At 49.7% G+C, this 22254-nt stretch carries 9 protein-coding genes and 1 pseudogene; 7 read left to right on the top strand and 3 right to left on the bottom strand.

Annotated elements, in window-relative coordinates:
* Positions 1–167 precede the first annotated feature (167 nt).
* From GC097_RS15835 to GC097_RS15790, 7 genes and pseudogenes are all read left to right on the top strand, one after another.
* A complete protein-coding gene (locus GC097_RS15835; protein ID WP_246294270.1) occupies positions 168–6065 on the top strand; it encodes a GH92 family glycosyl hydrolase in 5898 nt (1965 codons plus the stop codon).
* Between the two features lie 82 nt (positions 6066–6147).
* Positions 6148–9945, top strand: a complete 3798-nt coding sequence (locus tag GC097_RS15815; protein WP_171684258.1) for a GH92 family glycosyl hydrolase — start codon at positions 6148–6150, stop codon at positions 9943–9945.
* Between the two features lie 60 nt (positions 9946–10005).
* On the top strand, positions 10006–13644 hold the full coding sequence (locus GC097_RS15810) for an immunoglobulin-like domain-containing protein (RefSeq protein ID WP_171684257.1): 3639 nt from the start codon (positions 10006–10008) through the stop codon (positions 13642–13644).
* A gap of 164 nt (positions 13645–13808) precedes the next feature.
* Entirely contained in the window at positions 13809–14828 is a 1020-nt protein-coding gene (locus GC097_RS15805; protein WP_171684256.1) for a DUF7309 domain-containing protein, read from the top strand.
* A 286-nt stretch (positions 14829–15114) separates the two neighbouring features.
* Positions 15115–16059, top strand: a complete 945-nt coding sequence (gene deoR, locus GC097_RS15800) for a DNA-binding transcriptional repressor DeoR (RefSeq protein WP_171684255.1) — start codon at positions 15115–15117, stop codon at positions 16057–16059.
* Between the two features lie 218 nt (positions 16060–16277).
* Positions 16278–17141: pseudogene (locus GC097_RS15795) on the top strand (ABC transporter ATP-binding protein).
* A gap of 22 nt (positions 17142–17163) precedes the next feature.
* Positions 17164–17997, top strand: coding sequence for a (2Fe-2S)-binding protein (locus GC097_RS15790; RefSeq protein ID WP_171684254.1), 834 nt, complete (start codon positions 17164–17166; stop codon positions 17995–17997).
* Between the two features lie 363 nt (positions 17998–18360).
* On the opposite strand, the gene GC097_RS15785 is transcribed toward GC097_RS15790, so the two are convergent.
* The 3 genes from GC097_RS15785 to GC097_RS15775 are packed head-to-tail and all read right to left on the bottom strand — an operon-like array spanning position 18361 to position 22217.
* Positions 18361–19437, bottom strand: coding sequence for an aliphatic sulfonate ABC transporter substrate-binding protein (locus tag GC097_RS15785; RefSeq protein WP_171684253.1), 1077 nt, complete (start codon positions 19435–19437; stop codon positions 18361–18363).
* 34 nt (positions 19438–19471) lie between these two features.
* Positions 19472–20842: an LLM class flavin-dependent oxidoreductase gene (locus GC097_RS15780; protein ID WP_171684252.1), complete on the bottom strand. Its 1371-nt coding sequence runs from the start codon at positions 20840–20842 to the stop codon at positions 19472–19474.
* A 13-nt stretch (positions 20843–20855) separates the two neighbouring features.
* Entirely contained in the window at positions 20856–22217 is a 1362-nt protein-coding gene (locus tag GC097_RS15775) for an LLM class flavin-dependent oxidoreductase (RefSeq protein WP_171684251.1), read from the bottom strand.
* Between the last annotated feature and the right edge of the window lie 37 nt (positions 22218–22254).

Here is a 22254-nt window from a genome sequence, read left to right as displayed (position 1 = left end):
ATGTGATTATTTTTTCGGAAGAAAAGATAGATTTACCGCATAGTTAAAGCCAAGCTCTTTCAGTAAGATGTTTATGGGGAAGCGCTTACAGTTGTTCTTCGAAAGGAGGCTGTTTGGATTTTTTAGAACAGATTTGCTTTGAAAACAAAAATAGGAGGTTTTCTGGAATGAGTAACCGGAAAGCTAGGAAATTTCTGGCTATGGCAACGAGCTTTACACTTCTTACAGGGGCATTTTATACACCTTCGAATCAGAAGGCGCTAGCAGCTACGGAAGGGGCCGACTTTTTCTCGTCATTCGAGGCTAGTGATCCCCCTGTGACATGGGAAAATACCGTGGAGTCAGACAAAGACGGAACTCGCCTGATTGCCGGTATCGACGGTAACACGCCTTTTGCAGGCATCCCGGGGAGCATCACGAATAAGGTCGTTGAAGTAACGGCAAGAGGAGAATATGCATCCTCAGGTGAAGTAGCCATCAATCTGATCGATTCCAACACGAATTCCAAATGGCTGGATACGAACTCGACCAGTTGGGTAAGATTCAAGCTTAGCGAAGCATCGACGGTCGTCCGATATGCCTTGACCTCCGCGAACGATTCGGCGGGAAGGGACCCTAAGAACTGGCAGTTCGAAGGCTCCAATGACGGAAGTGCTTGGACTACCTTGGATACGAGAACGAATCAATCTTTTAGCGAACGTTTTCAGACGAAAGTATATGACTTCGCGAATGAAAAGCCTTATCTCTATTACCGGATTAACATTACGGCGAACAACGGCGATTCCTATATTCAATTGTCCGAGTTCCAGCTTTCCAATGGCATTGTTCTCCCTCCGCCTCCTCCGGCAGATATGAAGTCGTATGTGTCGAACGGTCCGTCGGGTCTCTACAATGCGAAATCGAATGCGGGGTGGAGCGGCTTAAAAGGGTTTACGTATTCCGGAACCCACTTGGTTGACGGCAGAGCGTATTCCTACAATAAAGTTTATGATACCAACATTGCGGTAACGCCAAATACCGAACTTTCCTATTACATCGCTCCTGAATTTACGGATAAAGCGCAGATGGATTACTCCAGCACCTACGCTGCGGTCGATCTCGCATTTTCCGATGGCACTTATCTGCATGATCTCGGTGCGCTGGACCAACATGGCATTAAACTCAATCCGCAGGATCAAGGAAACTCCAAGACGCTTTACAACAACCAATGGAATTTCAAAAAATCCAATATCGGAGCTGTCGCTGCCGGGAAAACGATCAAGCGCATTCTGATTGCGTACGATAATCCGACAGCGAAGACCGGAACAAGCTTCAAAGGAACGATTGATGATGTCAAAATCGAAGGCAATCCAACTCCTGCCAACTACAGCCGGCTTTCCGATTATGCCAACATCCTGAGAGGCACGCAATCCAACGGTTCCTTCTCCAGAGGCAATAATATTCCTGCCGTTGCCGTACCTCACGGATTTAATTTCTGGATACCCAAAACAAACGCCAGCTCGGATTGGGCTTATTATTACAATCAAAGCAATAACGCAAACAACCTGCCAACCATTCAAGCCTTTGCACTGAGCCATGAGCCAAGTCCGTGGATGGGAGACCGGCAAACGTTCCACGTTATGCCTTCCGACACAGTAGGCGCTCCGAATATTAGCCGTACAACACGGGCATTGCCTTTCAAGCATGCTAACGAGATCGCAAAACCGTACTACTACGGCGTTACTTTTGAAAATGGTCTCAAAACGGAATTTACGCCAACGGATCATGCAGCTATGTTCCGATTCACGTTTGCCGGGGACTCGTCTAATCTGCTTTTTGACAACCAAAGCAATAGTGGCGGCATTACGCTGGATGTTGCCAACAATGCCATTTCTGGCTACTCCGATCAAAAAAGCGGACTTTCCACAGGCGCAACGCGCATGTTCATTTATGCTACTTTCGATAAGCCGGTCAAGGAAAGCGGCAAATTGACAGGCAGCGGCGGCGGTGGAACGAATGTGCAGGCCTATTACAAATTCGACACCACGACGAATAAAGTGGTTACGATGAAGATTGCGACATCCTTGATCAGTGTGGATCAAGCCAAGAAAAACCTGGAAATGGAAATCAGCCCTGCCGATACGTTTGAAACGATCAAAGAAAAGGCGCAAACGCAGTGGGATCAACAAATGGGCGTTATTCAGGTTGAAGGCGCTTCAGAGGATCAGCTGATCACGTTGTACTCCAACATGTACCGCTTGTTCTTGTACCCTAACTCAGCGTTTGAGAATGTCGGCACGAATGAAGCGCCGGTATACAAGCATGCAGATCAAACGCCAATTACGTCATGCACGACGAGCACGGCAACTACGTCATGCGCTAAAATTAATGACGGTAAAATTTATGTCAACAACGGTTTCTGGGATACGTACCGGACGGCTTGGCCGGCCTATACACTGCTGACGCCGAATAAAGCCGGTGAATTTATTGACGGCTTCGTTCAGCACTACCGGGATGGCGGCTGGATTTCCAGATGGTCTTCTCCGGGCTATGCCAACTTGATGGTCGGTACCAGCGCAAATGTCGCTTTTGCTGACGCTTACTTGAAAGGTGTTACGAACTTTGACGTTAAAAGCTTCTATCAATCCGCGTTGAAAGACGCTGCGGTCACTCCGCCAAATGGCAACGTAGGTAGAAAAGGAATGGCTACTTCTGTTTTCGATGGCTTTACCAATACGGATACAGGCGAAGGATTGTCATGGGCTGTGGATGGTTACATCAATGACTATGGCATTGCCAACCTGGCCGATGCGCTCGCGAAGAAAAATGACACCAGCGATGCGTATAACGCTTATTACAAAGAAGATCAACAATATTACATCAACCGGGCACAAAATTATGTCAACATGTTTAATCCTAATTTAGGATTCTTCAACGGCAGAACCGCAAGCGGTGCTTGGCGAAACACACCTGCCAATTTCGATCCTAGAAATTGGGGCGGCGATTACACGGAAACGAATGCTTGGAATATGGCATTCCATGCGCCGCAAGATGGCCAAGGCTTGGCAAATCTGTACGGCGGCAGAGCGAAGCTGGCTGATAAGCTGGATCAATTCTTCAGCATACCGGAACCTGCTTCCAGCTCAAATGCCGGATCCTATGGCGGTGTCATCCATGAAATGACAGAAGCCAGAGACGTAAGAATGGGCCAGTACGGGCACAGCAACCAACCGTCCCACCATATTATTTACATGTATGATTACGCAGGGCAGCCTTGGAAAACACAGGAGAAAGTTCGCGAAGCTTTAGACCGCCTTTACCTCGGCAGCCAAATCGGCCAAGGCTATGCAGGCGATGAAGATAACGGCGAAATGTCCGCTTGGTATATCTTCGGAGCTTTAGGCTTCTATCCGCTCAAAATGGGCAGTCCTGAGTATGCCGTAGGCGCGCCATTGTTCAAAAAAGCGACCATTCAACTTGAAAACGGCAAAAAACTCGTCGTCAATGCGCCTAACAACAGCAAGGCGAACAAGTACGTTCAAAGCTTGAAAGTGAATGGCGAAGCCTACACGCAAACATCGCTGCCGCATGCGATCCTGGCAGCCGGCGCTACGTTGGACTTTGACATGGGACCTAATCCTTCGACATGGGGAAGCGGCGAAAACGATGTGCCGTCATCCATTACCAAAGGTTCGGAAGTTCCAGCTCCGCTGAGAGATCTCACGGATAAATTGGTCTCTCAAGGCTTAGCGAAAGCGACCGATAGCACAAACAGCTCCACAATCGGCAACCTGTTCGATAACAGCTCGAATACCCGGGTAACGTTTAACAGCAAGACGCCATGGGTTCAATATCAATTCCTTGGCTCGAAAAAACAGGCTGCCATGTATACGCTGACTTCGGGCAACACGGAAGGCGATGCGAAAAGCTGGATGCTGAAGGGCTCGAATGATGGCAAGAATTGGACCGTACTAGATCAAAGAACGAACGAGACTTTTGCTTGGCGTTTGTATACCCGTCCATTCACAATACAAAGTCCGGGTAAATACGAATACTACCGACTAGAGGTTACGGAGAATTCGGGAACCACCACCACTTCATTCGCTGAAATCGAGCTTATAGGCTACCCGACACCTCCGGTGAGCGATGATACAGCGGTTGCTGAGACCGTTAAAGCCCTGGATTTGGGTGACACTAGCGCTGTAACCAGAAAGTTGATCCTGCCTAACGGCAATTCCGAATTTGGCACAACGATTACATGGGAAAGCTCCAATCCAGCTGTTGTTACTAACGAAGGGAAAATTGTGAAGCGTCCGGATGTCGGACAGCCGAATGTAAGCCTAACGTTGACGGCAACTGTGAAAAAAGGCAGTGTAAGCGCAACGAAAACAATTACGGTAACGGTGCTTGCCATCAATGATACGGATCTAAACTATGGCGCCGGCGTTGACTTCAAAACGGGGCTCGAACCGGGCGATGTAATGCCGACTTGGGAAAACCGTACAATCGAATCGAAGAACATTGGCGAGTTCTGCTGTGGAATCGGTGGTGTTGAGACAAAGGTTGGCACACCAGGACGAAATAGCAGCACAAGCGCAATCCTGTATTCCGGCAATGCCACAAATGCCGTAGAGAACTACGCGTATAATCAAATGTTTGATGTTGATTTCGACATTAAACCTTCTACCGTGCTTTCTTATTGGATTAATCCGGAAGGTAGCGCAGGAACCGTTCTACCTGGCAACGTAAGAACGACAAGTCAATATTACTCGGTTGACTTACAGTTCACCGACGGAACGTATCTGCGCAATCTGGGTGCCGTCGATCAAAACGGCGTCGGACTCAATCCGCTGGCGCAAGGAAATGGCGGCAAACTCATTTCGGATCAATGGAACTTCGTTACGTCCAATATCGGTGCAGTGGCAGCCGGGAAAACGGTAGATAAAATTCTTATTTCCTTTAACACCACGGGTAAAACTGGATATTCACGCGGCTATTTCGATGATATTTCCATCGATCACGCGAAAAGCGAGCCAAGTGCCTTATTAACCGGCAGCTCAGCCGTTACGGCCGGTCAAACTTTTGATTTGACCTACGGGCTAGGCGGAGTGGCGCAAAGCGTGTATGGCCAAGATATCACGTTTACTTATGATTCGAACCTGTTCGAATTGGTAGCCGATAAATCTTTGAAAGACGATTTCGTTATCGTGGATAAGAAGGTAGTACCGGGTCAAAGCAGATACCTTGCCGTTCACGTTGGAGCGGGTGCTGCCCATCCTAACGGAGCATTGCTGACGCTTCGTTTCAAAGTGAAGGCATCCGAGCTTGGAGCCACCGGAACCATCGCTGTCTCTCATCTTGTTGTTGCCGATGGAGAAGGCAAAGAGATTGAATTGCCGGGCATTTCCAAAACAATCTCCATTAAAGCTGTGGATAAAGCGGCGCTGAACAGTCTGATCACTGAAGCGCAAGCCGTACATGACGCAGCTGTGGAAGGAACCAAATTCGGTCAGTATCCTGTTGGTTCCAAGGCAGTTCTGCAAACGGCTGTTGACGCAGCTAAAGCAGTAGCGGCGAATACGCAAGCTACGCAAGAGGAAGTAGATCAAGCGAGAGCGCAGCTGAACTCAGCTCTGCAAACGTTCAAGAATGCCGTCATCAGCATCGTGGACAAAACGGCACTCAGCGCATTGATCGCAGAAGCGCAAGCGAAGCACGATACAGCCGTAGAAGGCACTCGAACCGGCCAATATCCTGCAGGTGCTAAAGCTATTCTGCAAGCGGCTATCGACGCTGCCGGTCAAATTGCAGGCAACGCAGCAGCTACGCAATCGCAAGTAGATCAAGCGGTGACGGATCTGAATTCGGCGCTGCAAAGCTTCCTTGCATCGGTGAATACCTCCATGCCTGGGGATATGAACGGTGACGATATGTATAGTATCGGTGACTTAGCGATTGTGGCCGCCTACTATGGCAAAACATCGCAAGATCCGAATTGGGACTTGTACAAAAAAGCGGATTTGAATAATGATGGCATCATCGATATCACCGATCTTGCGATCATGGCAAGAAAGATTCTAGAGTAATGACAACTGGTCGGGAGGTTGGCGGGCGGCAAACGTCTTCCTCCCGATTTTTTCACATGGAAAAAATTTGGAGGTCATCGCGATGAAAAGAAAGGCTATGAGGAAAGTATTCAGTCTTTTGCTTTGCTTTGTGCTGCTGTGGGGCATCGTGTTTATCCCGCCGGCGTTCAATCAGATCGCAGATGCTGCAGCGCCAAGCTTCTATGCAGGATTTGAAAGCCAAGAAGCTATGCAGCCTAATTGGGTGGACGAATCCGAAGCAAGCGATCATGTTAGTCAAGCCCAATCCCAAATTTCAAGCGAGATGCGCAAATCCGGTAAAAAAGCACTGCTTTTTGCCGGTAAAGCGACAGGAACAAGTACGGCCTACGCTTACAATAAAGTGTTTGAGGTGAATATTCCTGTAAAATCCAATACGACATTGTCCTACTGGATTTATCCCCAAAGCCAGTCAACGCTGGACGGCAGCACGGCAAATCATGGAAAAAACAGCACCTATGTAGCCGTCGATCTTGCTTTTGACGATGGTACGTATTTGCACACCTATCAAGCAGTGGACCAGCACGGCATTCTTATGCACCCTGAAGAACAGGGCAAGGGCGATCAATTAGTTTTGGACACATGGAATTTTGTGACTTCGAATGTCGGATCGGCCGCAGCGGGGAAAACGATTCAACGTATTCTCGTTTCTTACGAACAAAGCGGCAATGCGGGGACATACCGGGGTTTTATCGATGACATTCAAATTAGAAACTCCGAATTTGATCCGTCCGTGTACGCCAATCCGTTGTTAGGCTCACAAAACAATAAGCTGGACATCGTCGGCTTCGGGGGCAACAGAGGAAATACATTTCCGGGTGCGGTCGTCCCTTTCGGTATGATCCAATGGAGTCCGGATACCGGCTATAACGACCTTGGCTCGGGCAAATCACCCTTGGGATCGGGATATGATTACGATCGCAAATCAATCGCAGGATTCAGCTTAACGCATATTGACGGGCCCGGCTGTGATATTGCGCAGAACATCCCGTTTTTACCTGTCGTAGGTAAAATGGGCAAATCGCCGGCAACGAATTTCGAGGACTATGCGTCACCTTTTCAACGTGAGAATGAGACGGCCATACCTGGTTATTACAGTGTTCTGTTGGATAAATACAACATAAAAACCGAATTTACGGCAACAGAGAGAACGAGTATCGGCAGATTCACTTATCCTTCGTCCACGCAGGCGATGATGCTGATTAATACGGGCATTAACGGCACGGGCGTTAGAGATGCTAACGTCAACATTGACAAAAACAGCTCCATGGTTACGGGTTATGTGAATGCCGGCGGATTTTGCGGCAGTAAGGGGAGCGGCGGTACTTTAGCTGATAATACGAACAATTATACGGTTTATTTTGCGGCTGAGTTCAGTCAACCGTTCACCGAAGTCGGCACCTACAAAGGGTCGCAGATTACGAAGGATAACGTATCTGAATCATCGGAAATTCCGAACAACCGCAAAGTGGGAGGCTATGTCAGATTCGATACGACGGACCAGAAAGAAGTGTACGTCAAGGTTGCTATCTCCTATACCGATATCGATCATGCCAAGCTGAATTTGAAAACGGAAAATCCGGGCTGGAACTTCGAGTCTGTCAAACAATCCGCACAAGCCAAATGGAAAATGGCGCTCAGTAAAATTCAAGTTTCCGGCGGCACTGACAAACATAAGCGGATGCTCTACTCCTTTTTGTATCATGCTTTGATCCACCCGAATGTGTACAGCGATGTCAACGGCGATTATAGAGGCTTCGATCAAAAGATTTATAATACCGGAGGCCGTTACACGCATTATTCGACTTTTTCCGGATGGGACGTGTATCGGACGCAGATGCAGTTAATCGGGCTTCTATATCCGGAAATAGGCTCAGATATCGCGCAATCCTTTGTGGATGATGCCAAAAGCAGAAACGGGTTTTTGCCGAAATGGAGCATTGCCAATTCCGAAACGAATGTGATGAACGGCGATCCCGCATCGATTACGATCTCCAACATGTACGCTTTTGGCGCAAGAAACTTCGATTTGCAAGAAGCTTTGAAGGTCATGGATTTCCATGCATCGACGCCGTCCAGCTTGAATGGCCGGTTTAATTTGGCCGACTATTTGCAGCTTGGCTACATTCCGATCGAAAGAGGCGGATGGGTGACCGGGTATATTCCGGAATACAACAATGCGGACTTTGCGATCGCTCAGTTTGCCAAAGCGCTAGGCGATGATGAGAAATACAATACGTATTTGAACCGCTCGCAGAGCTGGATGCTTTCGTTCAAAGACGGCTATATCCAGCCGCGTCTGGCGAACGGAAATTTCGAGAGCAGCTTCGATCCGGCTAGCGAACACGGCTTCCAAGAAGCGAATTCAGCTCAATACACATGGGTGCTTCCTTTTAACTACAAGGGATTATTCGAGAAAATGGGCGGCCTGGAGGCAGCAAGGGCGCGACTCGATTTCTTTTTCCAGAAATTGAACGCAGGATCGACGCAGCCGTATTCCTTCTTGGGCAACCAACCGAGCTACGGTATCCCTTGGGCATACAACTTTGCCGGACAGCCTTGGAAAACGCAGGAAATTGTGCGCAAGGGGATGGTAGAGCTGTTCCATGACGGACCGGCCGGAATGATTGGCAACAATGATTTGGGGGCGGGCTCAGCATGGTTTGTATTGGCGGCGCTAGGGTTGTATCCGTCCATTCCGGGGATCGGCGGCTTCTCGATGAATGCTCCGCTGTTCGAGGAAACGACGATCAATTTAGGCGACTGCAAACAAATTAAGCTGATCGGCAACGGCGCCTCGGAAGATGCGAAATATATCCAGAGCTTGAAGCTGAATGGCCATAACTATGACAGCACTTGGCTGCCCTATGATCTCATTAAGGACGGAGCCGTTCTTGACTTTACGCTAGGAACAACGCCGAATACAAGCTGGGCAACGAATCCTCCGGAACCGCAGGCACCGCCTTCCAATGGAGATCTCGGCTCTCAAGTTGTGGATAACGGGACGTACAAATTAGTCAATAAGTTGACCGGTAAAGTGCTGGAGGTTCCTGCTGAGAACAGCTCAGACGGAGCGAGCGTGCAGCTCGGATCGGATGTTGACGGAAGTCATCAAAAATGGTCGCTAAACGGTGCTGCATGTACGAACTACACCTTGATCAATGAAAGTGCCCGAAAGGCGCTGGATGTGAACAGTTCGGACGGGACGCAGCCACTGGTTAAGTCACCGAATACGAATGAAGAACAGAAATGGCTCGTTGTTGCTGCAGAGGACGGTTACTACAAAGTATTGAATACGAAAACGAAGAAAGTGCTGAGTGTCACTCCATCAAGCGGAGCTGTAACCACAGAAGCTGCGGCCAGCAGCGAGGCGCAAAAGTGGAGAATGGTCCAAACGCCAAAATCAAATGCCAAGTATAAGATTATCAATGCCAATAGCGGCAAAGTGCTCGAAGTGTCTCCGACCGGAGAACAACAGTTGGGCACCGATCACGGCGGTGACAATCAGAAATGGCAGGTCACTCCAGCCGCAGGCGGCGGCTATCAACTATTGAACCCGGCTGCCGGCAAGGTGCTTAGTGTTGCGGGTGGCAGCAACGCCAATTCTACCAGAACGCTTATCGAGTCGAATACTAATTTAGGCTATCAGAAATGGAAAATCGACTATGTGTTTGCCAACGCCTTTACAGTTACTAATGCAGCACTCCTTAATGCCAGTCAGCAGAAAATGTATCTCAATGTCTTGAATTCGGGAACCGCGGACGGCAGCGTTGTCAACATCACTGGCAGCAGCGCGTACAATAATGCTCAGCTTTGGAGATTTATTGAGATTCCGGAATAGCTCCTCTCTATGGAAGAAGTACAAATCTTGTTATCTATTGTTCAAGGAGGTTCCTGGAAAATGAGGAAAAGGCTTTTATCTATTTTGCATCTTCTGATCTGCAGCGTGCTGATGGCCGTCCTGCTTCCGGTTTTAGCGGCGCAAGCTGCTCCCGGAGACTTGGTCAATGTCGCCTTGGCTAACAATTTGACCGTAAAGTTCAGCAAAGAAAACCCGCCTAGTGAAACAGCCGTGAAATTGTTCGATAATAATGCCAATACGAAGTGGCTGGGGGCGCAGACAACGAATGTTTGGGTGCAGATCCAATTCAATTTTGGCGATACGCAAGCGGTCAAAAAGTATGGCATGGTGTCAGCCAACGATGCGCCGACAAGGGATCCGAAGAACTGGCGGATTGAAGGTTCTAATGATGGCGTGAATTGGACTGTGCTGGATGAACAAAGCAATCAAACCTTCAGTGCGCGTTTCCAAACCAAAGAGTATACGATTGCAGACGCCAAAGTGAAGGAATACGGCTATTACCGTTTATTCATACTGAATAACAACGGCGAGTCGACGAATACGCAATTAGCCGATTGGAAATTGTACGCGGTGGAGCTGGATGACAGCACTTCCGTAGCGTCAGCGGCGTCAGCCCTCGATTTAGGCGATACGAGCGCTTTAACGAAAGGATTGTCACTACCTACAACGTATCGAAAAGGCACGACGATCACGTGGGCAAGTTCGAATCCTGCCGTGCTCAGCAACACGGGCAAATTGGTGAAGCGTCCGGATCTCGGTCAGCCGACTGCAGGGCTCACATTGACGGCGACGGTGAAAAAAGGCAATGCCGTACAAACCAAGCAGTTTAATGTGAATGTACTGGCGATGCGAGAAGCTGACTATCAATATGAGGCGGCGATTGATTTTGATTCCGGCTTTGAATCGGGGGATATCTCCCCAACGGATACGACAGGCCCGGACAATACCTATCGGCTGTTGTCGTTAACGAAGAATGTCGGAGAGTTTTGCTGCGGAATCGGCGGGATGGAGTCCAAGAAAGGAACCGGCGCCCATAATGGAGCGGCTGCTCTCCAGTTTTCCGGAAATGCTTTGAATGCCAATCAATCCTACGCTTACAACCAAATATTCGATAAGGAAATTGCAGTTAAACCTTCTACTACGCTTTCTTACTGGGTGTTTCCAGAGAAGGAGTCCGATGTTCTGTCGACCTATGTGAGAACGACAAGCAAATATGTGGCTCTTGACATTTTGTTTACCGATGGGACCTACCTACATGATTTGGGGGCCAAAGATCAACACGGCGTTGTGCTTCATCCGAATGCCCAAGGGAAAGGCGGTTTTGTCGTCGAAGATCAATGGAATTTCATCACGACCAATATTGGCGAGGTAGCGAATGGAAAATTCGTTGATAAAATTTTGTTCGGATTCGACGCCAGCGGGACAGTCCAAGGATTTTTCCGCGGTTCTGTTGACGATATAACCATTGAACATGATTCGACTGTCGGGGAAATCAATACAAGAGCAGTGAATGCCGCGAAAGACGCGCTTAATCTAGGCGATACTTCCGCAGTTTCACATGATTTGAATCTGCCTGCAGCAGGCGAGCAGCAAACAACGATCACATGGGTGAGTTCGAATCCGCTTGTATTGAGCGATGCAGGTAAGATTGTATCAAGACCTATTCAAGGTGAACCGAGTGCCGAGGTGCAGCTGACCGCTGCGATAAGAAAGGGCGATTCGATCGCGACGAAGACGTTTCTCGTTAAAGTGCTCCCGATGGACGACGCGGAAGCGGTCGAGCTGGACAAAGGCGCCCTTCAACTGGGAGACACAAGCGCTGTTGCGGATCATTTGAAACTGTCGACTAAAGGCAAATATCGATCGACCATTACATGGATCTCATCGAATCCTGCTGTGGTTGACGAGACCGGACATGTATCTCGTCCAGGTGCGGGTCAGCCGAACGCTGTGGTGACCTTAACGGCCAACATCACGAGCGGATCGGCAGCAGCAACCAAAACGTTCACGATCACTGTGGTTGCCCAAGGAGATAAGGGCGATCTGGCCGCAGACCAAGCCGAGCTTGAGCTTAGCGGCGTCGGTACGGTGACAAAAAATGTGTACTTACCGACTGCAGGACGATTCGGTTCGAAGATTGTTTGGGCAAGTTCGAATCCGGCCGTATTCGGTGAAACGGGGCAAGTTCATCGCCCTGGCGTCGGGCAGCCTGATGCCGTCATCGTGCTCACCGCGACACTAAGCAAAGGATCAGAGAGCGTAACGAAGGCGTTTACCTTCACGGTTAAGGCGTTAAGCGCCGATGAGGAAAGAGTGATATCGGCTGCGGCTGTCCTTGATTTGGGGAATACGAATGCAGTTTCGCATGATTTGATATTGCCGATCCGCATACCCGGGATGCCTGAAGTGGTCATTACGTGGTCGAGCTCAGACGCGGAAGTGATCGATTTTCATGGTAAAATCGTGCGGCCTTGTTACGGCGATCCGAATGTTACGACAGTGCTAACTGCGAAGATCAGCAGCGGCGCTTGGAGCATGACGAAAACTTTTACCATTACTGTCACTGCGCTAGGCGAGGTCGAAGTACCTTTAAATGACAATGCGGATTTAAACGGAATCACAATCAATGGGGATCCGTTGTCCGGATTTAATAAAGATACTGCAGCGTATACGGTGGAACTCCCGGAAGGGACAGTCCAAGTACCGGCCGTTGCTGCAACGGCGGCAGATACGAATGCCACGTTGAAGGTGACTCAGGCGGAAAGCCTGCCGGGCCGAGCCGTGATCGTGGTTACTGCGGAGGACGGTTCTACGAAGAAAACGTATACGATTGACTTTAAGATAAAAGAAACGCCTGACAGCAACACCGTGTATTTGACCGGCGTTGATCATGTCATCTCCGGTGCTTCGTTTGAGCTTATTTACGATTTGCACAGCGTGAACCCAAGCATCTATGCCCAAGACTTGACCTTCTCGTATGACCCATCTGCTGTGGAGTTTATCTCCGTGAAATCGCTGCAAGAAGGGTTCATCGTCATTGAGAAGAAAGAAAAACCGGGTCAAATTCGCATTCTTGCGGCAAGTATCGGAGCCCACAAAGATTCTCTCGTGAGCGGATTGCTTAGCCTGCAATGGAAAGCCAAACCTGCTGCAGCATCGGTATCCACGGCCATAACGCTGTCCAATGTAGTTATTGCAGACGGTGAGGGTGCGGAAACTAATGTAGCTGGCGTTACTCACGCTATTCAAATCAACAGTGTAGACAAAGCATCGCTGAGTGGCCTTATCGCCGAAGCGCAATCCCTGCACGATGCTGCAGTGGAAGGGACGGGCAGCGGCCAATATCCGGCCGGATCGAAAGCTGCGCTGCAAAGAGCGATAGATAGCGCCAAAGCCGTAGCGGACAACGCGGCAGCCAGCCAAACCCAAGTGGATCAAGCCGCAGCCGACTTGAACGTCGCGCTGCAAATTTTCCGGGCATCCATGAACACGCAAATGCCAGGTGATTTGAATGGGGATAACACTTACAGTATCGGAGATTTAGCGATTATGGCAGCCTATTACGGCAAAACGTCCGACGATCCGGATTGGCAACTGTATAAGAAGGCCGACCTGAACAACGACGGCAAAATTGACATAGCCGACTTGGCTATCATCGCAAAAATGATTCTCGGCTAGTTATTTGCAGCAAGGTTTTATAGGAAAGGGCAGTTCCTTATGGGAAGCTGCCCTTTTTAACATGTGTTGCAAGGAACAATAGTAGTCTCCTATATTCGACTTTCAAAATGGTTATGCTAAAATGATGAGCATACAGTCCGTATAGCCAAAAAAAGGAGAAACATATGAATCTACAGTCAATGGAGCAATGGACAAACTTGTATGAAGCAGCAGCAGCATTTAAAAGAGCAGCGTGTTGGGAGCATCTGTCGAACGGCCATATTTTCGGTGTGCAGAATCCTTTGAACGGAGAGATTGGATACTGCTGTGTCATGGGCGGAGGAGGCGATCTGTATGGTCTGGCTGTCTATTTGGGGACAGAGGGGCTTGAAACCTTGATGAGCATGTTCGAAGGGGATTCGAATCAAGATCCAATGTTTACGCAGCACTGCTTGATGCTTTCCTTTGATAATAGAACGGAGCTGCTTCCCGCTGAGTATAAACAAATCAAAGAGCTTGGGCTGAAATTTCGGGGAGCTAATGCTTGGCCAACGTTCCGATTATATGAACCTGGGTTTCTTCCATGGCCGATTGAGAATCAGGAGCATGTCTTATTTTTAACTTTGGCGCTGCAGCAAGCGGTAGAAGTTGCCGAAGCATATAAACACAATCCGGACGCTCTATTGGAAGGGGCGAATAATACCTTTTTAACAAGAGTCTCGACTGGAGAGCAGTTGAATTTGACTTGGTCAGATGAGTGGATAGAACCAATGCCTATAGAGGTGGTAATGGCGAATACGGCGGACCCCATCGATGAATTGCGAGTCGCCAAAGTGAAAAAGTCACTCAAAAAGATAGTTGCCATTTGGGAGATAGATTGCTTTTATATGCCGATGCCTATTGACGAAGGCGAAAGGCCGTATTACCCGATGATGATTTTGATTGTTGATCATGAATCAGGACAAATTCTTCATTTCGGTTTAGCTGAAAAATCGGAAGTGCCAAAAAAGATGGCTGAGCGTTTATTTGAAATTCTCGATAAAATGCAAGTAATTCCCAAAGGTATATGGGTATGCAACGAAAATGTGGCAAATTATTTGAGACAGCTTCTGCATGCTTTCGAAATAGAGGCTCATATGATACTTGAACTGCCAGCTTTGGAGGAAGCCAAAGAAGGGATCATGGATCATTTTCTTAATGGATAAGGGAAATCCAGTTGATGGAAATCTCTGCACGCATATGTACCGTCAGGATGTTTTGATATCACTCCCGTTAAGTAGACAGTGTTAAGAGTCGACAGGAAAGTTTATTTAGGGGGATCATATCATCTTTTCCTGACGGTTTTTCTCGATTTTTGGTGAAATACTTTCTTTTTCTTATGGTTGAATGGGGTTAGCATTTAAAAAGATTGTCTTTTATTGGGATTGTCCCTATAATTATTGTGAAATTAGGAGCAGTACTAGTTTAATATAAAATAAAGGGTTGAGACGTATGAGCGGAGACAAGCTGGAAAGAATCATGGATGCAGCCAGAATGTATTATCAGTTGGACTATAGTCAACATGAGATAGCAAAGCACCTTGGCGTATCTCGCCCTACTGTTTCGAAGTTTCTACAGCAAGCAAGAGCGGATGGTATTGTTCAAATTAAGATTACGGACCCTACTGAAAAAAATGAGAGTTTAGCCGCTCAGTTAGAGGAAAAGTACCAGCTGCAGAAGGCGGTTGTTGTTTCAGTTCCTCAGTACTTGGAAGATATCGTCAAAAAATATTTAGGCGAGGCTGCGGCTGGCTATTTGTGTGAAGTCGTGAAAGACGGTGATACCATTGCGACTACATGGGGAACGACGCTTTATGAAGTAGCTGTGAAGCTGCAAAACAAACATGTGAAAGATGTCACGGTTGTTCAACTAAACGGCGGCATCAGTTATTCAGAATGCAATACATACGCGTCGGAGATTCTTCATCTTTTTGGCGAGGCGTTTCATACGAATCCGCATCTTTTACCGCTGCCTGCGATTGTCGATCATATCGTAGTGAAGCAGGCTATTGAAGCGGACCGGCATATTCGCAAAATTCTTGATTTGGGCAAGCAGGCCAATATCGCCGTGTTCACGGTCGGGGTTCCGACAGAAGACTCTGTTTTGCTCAAAGCGGATTATTTCTCCTCTTCGGATTTGGATCTTATCCAAGGGAAGGGCGTGGGAGACATATGTTCCAGATTCATAGATTTGGAAGGCATTATTTGTAGTGAAGAGCTGGACCGCCGCACAATCGGCATTGATCTGAATGAGCTGAGCAAGAAAGAGAAATCGATCCTTGTCGCAGGCGGCGTAACGAAAGTTGATGCGATATACGGTGCCATTCGCGGGAAATATACCAATACGTTAATTACCGATCAGTTTACGGCTCAGTATTTGCTAGATTATAAGGTTTGAAAATTCAAAGGAGAGCTCCTACGCTATAACGGACCGTCTCCTTTTTTTATGCTCATTTTTGTAAGCGTTTGCAAAGCGTGAGGCGGAAACAGGAATTTTGCAGAGGCATAAGCGGTTTATTTTTATCCTAAAATAGTAATGATAATCATTATCACCTGTGGTATAATGGCCTTTATGAACAGGAGCTTGAGCAAGCTCATCCTGAGAGGAGCGTCCCCATGACTCGTTTGTATACACAGCAAGTAGATATCGCTTACGACGATCGCTTGATCGTCAGCAACCTGAATTTGTCCATTCCCGATGCCAAAATTACAGCGCTTGTCGGGGCCAATGGTTCCGGCAAATCCACCATTTTGAAATCGCTCGCGCGTATTATGAAAATAAAAGGCGGCCAGGTGTATCTTGACGGCTAGTCCATCCACCAACGGACGACGAAGGAAGTCGCCCGGGAGCTGGCGATCTTGCCGCAGAATCCGACTGCGCCGGAGGGCTTGACGGTCAGCGAGCTCGTGTCTTACGGAAGATTCCCGCACCAGAAAGGCTTCGGCTCCATGACGAAGGAAGATAAGGAGACGATCTCTTGGGCGATTGAGGTTACCGGCATGACGCCGTTCGCCGATCGTCCGGTAGATCAGCTGTCCGGCGGTCAACGGCAGCGTGCTTGGATTGCGATGGCATTGGCGCAGCAAACCGACATTCTTTTCCTGGATGAGCCGACCACGTTCCTGGATATGGCGCATCAGCTGGAAGTACTGAAGCTGCTGCAGAAGCTGAACAAGGAAGAAGGAAGGACCATTATTATGGTCGTTCATGATCTGAATCATGCGACCCATTATGCGCATCATATGGTCGCGATTGTACAAGGGCAGGTGGTCAGCGAAGGGACACCAGAGCAGGTTGTCACCGCGCCGGTGCTTCGCGAAGTATTCGGCATTGAGGCGGATATCGTTGCGGATCCGCGTACGGGTGTGCCGCTTTGTATCCCTTACGATCTTGTAGGCGATGAGACAGCGCAGAAGCAGACGAAGGCGCAGGCTCCGGAAAAGCCACAAACCATGGTTGCGGCTGGGGCATCCCGCTAAAGAGGAAGAAGGAGGCATGAAAATGAGTTCGTCTTTGCAGCATGTTATCGCGGAGCAGTTCGGAGTTACGACGGAGCTGCACCCACAGCCGTTATTTGCAATTGCAGGCAGCCGTCTCTCGTCTAAGACCGGTATGCAGGAGTTGATTAACGCCTATTCACCGCTAATGAAGGCACTCGAACCTGCGGCGGCCGGTGCGTATGTGATCAGCCGGCTTGGTGTTTTGAACAACGCCATGCATTTTATGCTGACAAAGGATGAGTTGATTGATTTGGCGCCGGAGCTTTGGACGTTGCAAATTTATCAACACGACAAAGGGCATGCCGAGTTCCGCTATGTCCTTCGTGAAATTCGGCCGCTTGAGGGCCCTCGGGCTGGAGAGCGCAGCGTATGGCGCGAAGAGCGCCTGAACAACTGGTACGGCATCCATATTCGCCCGATCGTAGAAGCTACTTCTTTGGCAGCCGAGATGGATATCACGCATCTATGGAAGCTTTTTCCGATGCGGCTTCGCTACTTTTTCGACAATATGAAGGAACAAGCCGGTTCCGAGGAGGAACAGCTGCGCATTGAGGAAGAATGGACGTTTGTTTCGCAAAGTATGAGCGGTCAAGTCTTCGGGCGTGCCGGGAATCCGCTGCAAGTGAAATTCATTTTCTTGGATTATCCTGGAGCCCCGGGCGAGCCCGATACGCAAATCCGGATGAAGAGCGCTTGTTGTATGTTTTACCGGACGGAAGGCGGCTATTACTGCTACACATGCCCGCGGATGAAACCCAGCGAGCGCGAGGAGCGTAAAGCGCAGATCCGGGAGAAGTTGGCGCAAGAAGCAGCGGATAAGGTTGCTGTGCAGTAGCATACATAGAGGAAATCTGCTTGCAGCGGTGAGCTTGGGCAGATTTTTTTGTTGTGGGGAAGGTTGGATGAACGATGATGTTTTCGGGTCAGGGAAGTAGTGGTAGTATAATAACTGGAAAATTCACCTCTAAATGGATGGAATGAAGATCTCGGAGGGGAATAAAGGAAAAAACTCCCGTTAATTTGACCGGATTTAGTGAATTCCCACGAAATCGGTACAAATAGCGGGAGTTTTTCAGGCTAAATTGATCTGACCAGCTTCTGCGGTCAAATTAGAAGGAATTTTCTCCCTTATTTGCTGCAAGCGGCTTAACTCCTAGCCCTCAGAGTCTGCTGTTCTAGTTATTTTGCTGCAAAACCGCTATTTCTTCAGCGCTTGATCGATGAATTTGCTTTCAAGCACTTGCGATGTGTCCAGCTTTTTCGGAATCGCGCCGACGGATTGCAGGAAGTCAGCCTGCTCCTGGTGCGCTTTGGCGAACTCAGGCGTTATCGAAGAGAGAATCGGGAATGTGTTTTTCAAGACATCCACAATGATGGCTTTGTCTAGCTTTTGGGACTTGGACAGCTCGTCGGCGATTTCGTCCTGATGATCGACGTAGTACTTACGAGCTTCTTCGTAAGTTTTGAGGAAAAGCACGGTAAGATCGGGGTGCTCCTGTGTAAATTTGGTCCTCGCAATCAGGAAGGAAGGCGCATTGATGTTCAGATTCTCGCCGGAGACCAGAATAGATGCTCCAGATTGGTACACCGCTGTAGTCGCGTAGGGCTCCCAAATGGACCAAGCGTCGATGGCGCCGCTGTCGAGAGCAGGTCTGGCTTCATCGGGCTGAAGCTGAATGACTTTCACGTCGTCGCCTTTCAGTCCGGCTTTGTCGATAGCCATGTATAGGAAGTTATAGGCGCTGCTGCCTTTCGCCACGGCGACTTTTTTGCCTTTGAGATCTTTCAATTCCTTGATGGGGCTATTTTTCGGCACGACGATCATGTTGCCTTTTTTCCCGTCGCTCGTAACGGCTATGCCTTTAAAATCAACCCCGCCGACTTGACCGGAAATTAGAGGAGTCCCGCCGGTAGCCCCGAAGTCAAGCCTTCCGGCAGCAATGGCCTCGAAATGAGGAGGGCCGCTGGCGAACTCATTCCATTTCACTTCAGCGCCAACTGCGGTAAAGGCTTTTTCAAAATATCCCTTATCACGCGCATAGTTAAGGACGCCTGTTTTGCCTTGGATGCCGATGTTGACAACGACCTTCTCTTTCGGAGCAGCCGCGGGAGTGGATGTGGCAGTGGTGCTTTGCGCAGCAGGTGTGCCGCTTGGAGCCGCAGTGCTTGCGTTTGTCGGAGCGCCCGTCGTTTTTGCTCCGCATGCTGATAGCAGAACCAACGTGATAAGCGTCAATAAGGATAATCTTTTATTATTAAATGATTTCTTTTTCATATGGCCATGACCCCTCACTGAATGTAATAGATGATTAATGAACAGATGATGCTGACGCTGCTGGCTTTGCAAAGCGATTCGCAGGTTTGGCTAAGCCGAGGTGGTCGCGCAAGGTCCGACCCGTATAATCCGAGCGGAATAATCCGCGCCGCCGCAGCTCAGGAATGACAAGATCGACGAATTCATCCAGCCCGCCGGGCAAATAGGGAGGCATAATGTTGAAGCCGTCGCAAGCTTCATGCACGAACCATTCTTCCAATTGGTCTGCAATTTGGACAGGAGTTCCGGCAATGGTTCGATGCCCGCGGGCGCCGGTTACCCGGTGGATCAGCTGGCGAATCGTGAGTTGCTCTCTGCGCGCCATATCGAGCAGAAGCTGGTAGCGGCTTTTGCCGCCATTGATATCGGCAGCATCGGGCAAATCAGGCAGAGGTCCGTCCAGCGGATAGCCCGACAGATCCACTCTCAGGATGTTCTGCACCATCCCCAGTCCGACCGCGGGGAGGACGAGATCCTGGAATTCGGCTTCCTTCTGCTTCGCCTCTTCCTCCGTTGCCCCAATGAAGGGCAGGACGCCGGGCAATATTTTCAGCTCATCGGGCGATCGTCCATAAGTGGGCAGCTGACCTTTGAGCGACGCGTAGAAGCATTGCGCTTCTTCCAGCGTCTGCCACGCCGTGAAAACAACTTCCGCTGTCTGAGCGGCAAAAGCTTGCCCTGTCGCGGATGAGCCGGCCTGCACGACAACCGGGCGTCCCTGCACGGAGCGGTGGACGTTCAGCGGGCCGCGCACGGAAAAATGCTCGCCTACATGATTAATCTCATGCACTTTATCCGGATCTGCGAACTGGCCGGAAGCTTTATCGACGAGGAGCGCGCCATCTTCCCAGCTGTCCCATAACGCGGTTACGACATCCACGAATTCCTTCGCCCGCTCATAGCGGAGCGTGTGGTCCAAGTGATGGTCGCGTCCGAAATTTTTGGCCGTATTTTCCATACTCGTTGTGACGGCATTCCAGCCTGCGCGCCCTCCGCTTAGATGATCGAGGGAAGCGAATTTGCGTGCAACATGAAAAGGCTCGCTGTAAGTCGTGGATACCGTTCCGACAAGTCCGATGTTCTTAGTGACGGAGGCAAGCGCAGACAGCAGGGTGAGCGGTTCCGCCCGAACGGGGAGAGTATACTGAACAGCTCTGTTCAGCGGCTCCGGAAGCACGGGGATGTCTTCGATAAAAATAAGATCGAATTTGCCTCGCTCCGCGGTCTGCGCGAATTGCTTGTAGAAATCAAGCTTCAAAAGTCCGCTTGTATTCGTCAACGGATAGCGCCAAGCCGCAATATGATGGCCTACGCCAAAAATAAAAGCCCCCAAATGAAGCTGTCTTTGTTGATTGTTCGTTCCCATCGGCATGCTCCCCTCAGTTTCTACTTGCAGATTCAGCCGCTCGAAAGCGGCTTGCCGGTCTTGACAGTCCGAGGTGATCGCGCAAGGTCGTGCCCTCGTACTCCGTTCTGAATAACCCTCTTCGCTGCAGCTCGGGTATGACAAGATCGACGAATTCTTCCAGACCTCCGGGCAAGTAAGGCGGCATGATATTGAAGCCGTCGCACGCCCCGCTGCTGAACCACTCTTCGAGCTGATCGGCGATCTGTACCGGTGTGCCATAAATGGTGCGGTGACCGCGGGCGCCCGTCACCCGGTACATGAGCTGGCGGATCGTCAAGCCTTCGCGGCGCGCCATATCGGAGACGAGCTGGAAGCGGCTTTTGCCGCCGTTCACCTGCTGCAGCTCTGGGAGATCGGGCAGCGGGCCGTCCAGCGGATAGCCGGTCAGGTCGACATTCAGCGATGCGGAGAGCATGGATAATCCAACGGCCGGCAGCACTTGGGACTGGAGGAGCGCTTCCTTCTCGCGGGCCTCTTCTTCCGTTGCTCCAATGACAGGGAAGATGCCCGGCATAATGAGGATGTCATTCGGCGCTCTTCCGTTAGCGACAGCCAGTTCCTTGACGCTGCGGTAAAAGAGCTGCGCTTCCTCCAGCGTTTGCCATGCTGTGAAGACAACTTCCGCCGTCTGTGCGGCGAGGAGCTTCCCGGTTTCGGAAGCTCCCGCTTGAATGACAACGGGTCTGCCCTGCGGCGAGCGCGGCAGATTCAAGGGTCCGCGTACGGCGAAAAATTCGCCCCGATGATTCAGTTCGTGCACCTTGTCAGGGTCAGCGAAAATGCCGCTAGCTTTGTCGGCCACAATGGCGTCATCTTCCCAGCTATCCCATAGGGATGTCACGACATCGACGAATTCGCGCGCTCGTTCATATCGCTTCTCATGAGCGGGATGACGCTGTTGGCTGAAATTATGAGCCTCTTCATCCCGGCCGGAGGTCACGACATTCCACGCTGCGCGACCACCGCTCAAATGGTCCAAGCAGGAGAATTCACGCGCTAAATTGTACGGCTCATGATAGGTCGTTGATACGGTTGCAGCCAAACCGATACGCTCGGTCACTCCTGCCAAGTAGGAGAGAAGCGTAATCGGCTCAGGCCGGATTGTCACCGTATGTTTGATGTTCGTTTTAAAGCGGTCGATGACTGCGAGGGTGTCTGCGAGGAAAATCATATCGAACTTGCCGCGTTCCGCCGTCTGGGCAAAATGCTCATAAAATGCATGCTGCAAAATGCCCTGCGCATCCGTCTCCGGATAACGCCAAGACGCTACGTGGTGGCCCACTTGAAAAAGAAATGCGCCCAAGCGCAGCTGCCGGTGCTCAGGTGTACTCATCCTTCATCCCTCCATAATGTAGAAGTTGCCCCGGTAA

It is taken from the genome of Paenibacillus planticolens (assembly GCF_013141725.1).
GTDB classification, from domain to species: Bacteria; Bacillota; Bacilli; order Paenibacillales; family NBRC-103111; genus Paenibacillus_E; species Paenibacillus_E planticolens.
Note: the sequence above shows the minus strand (reverse complement) of the source record. Positions and strands in the feature narration are given on the sequence as shown.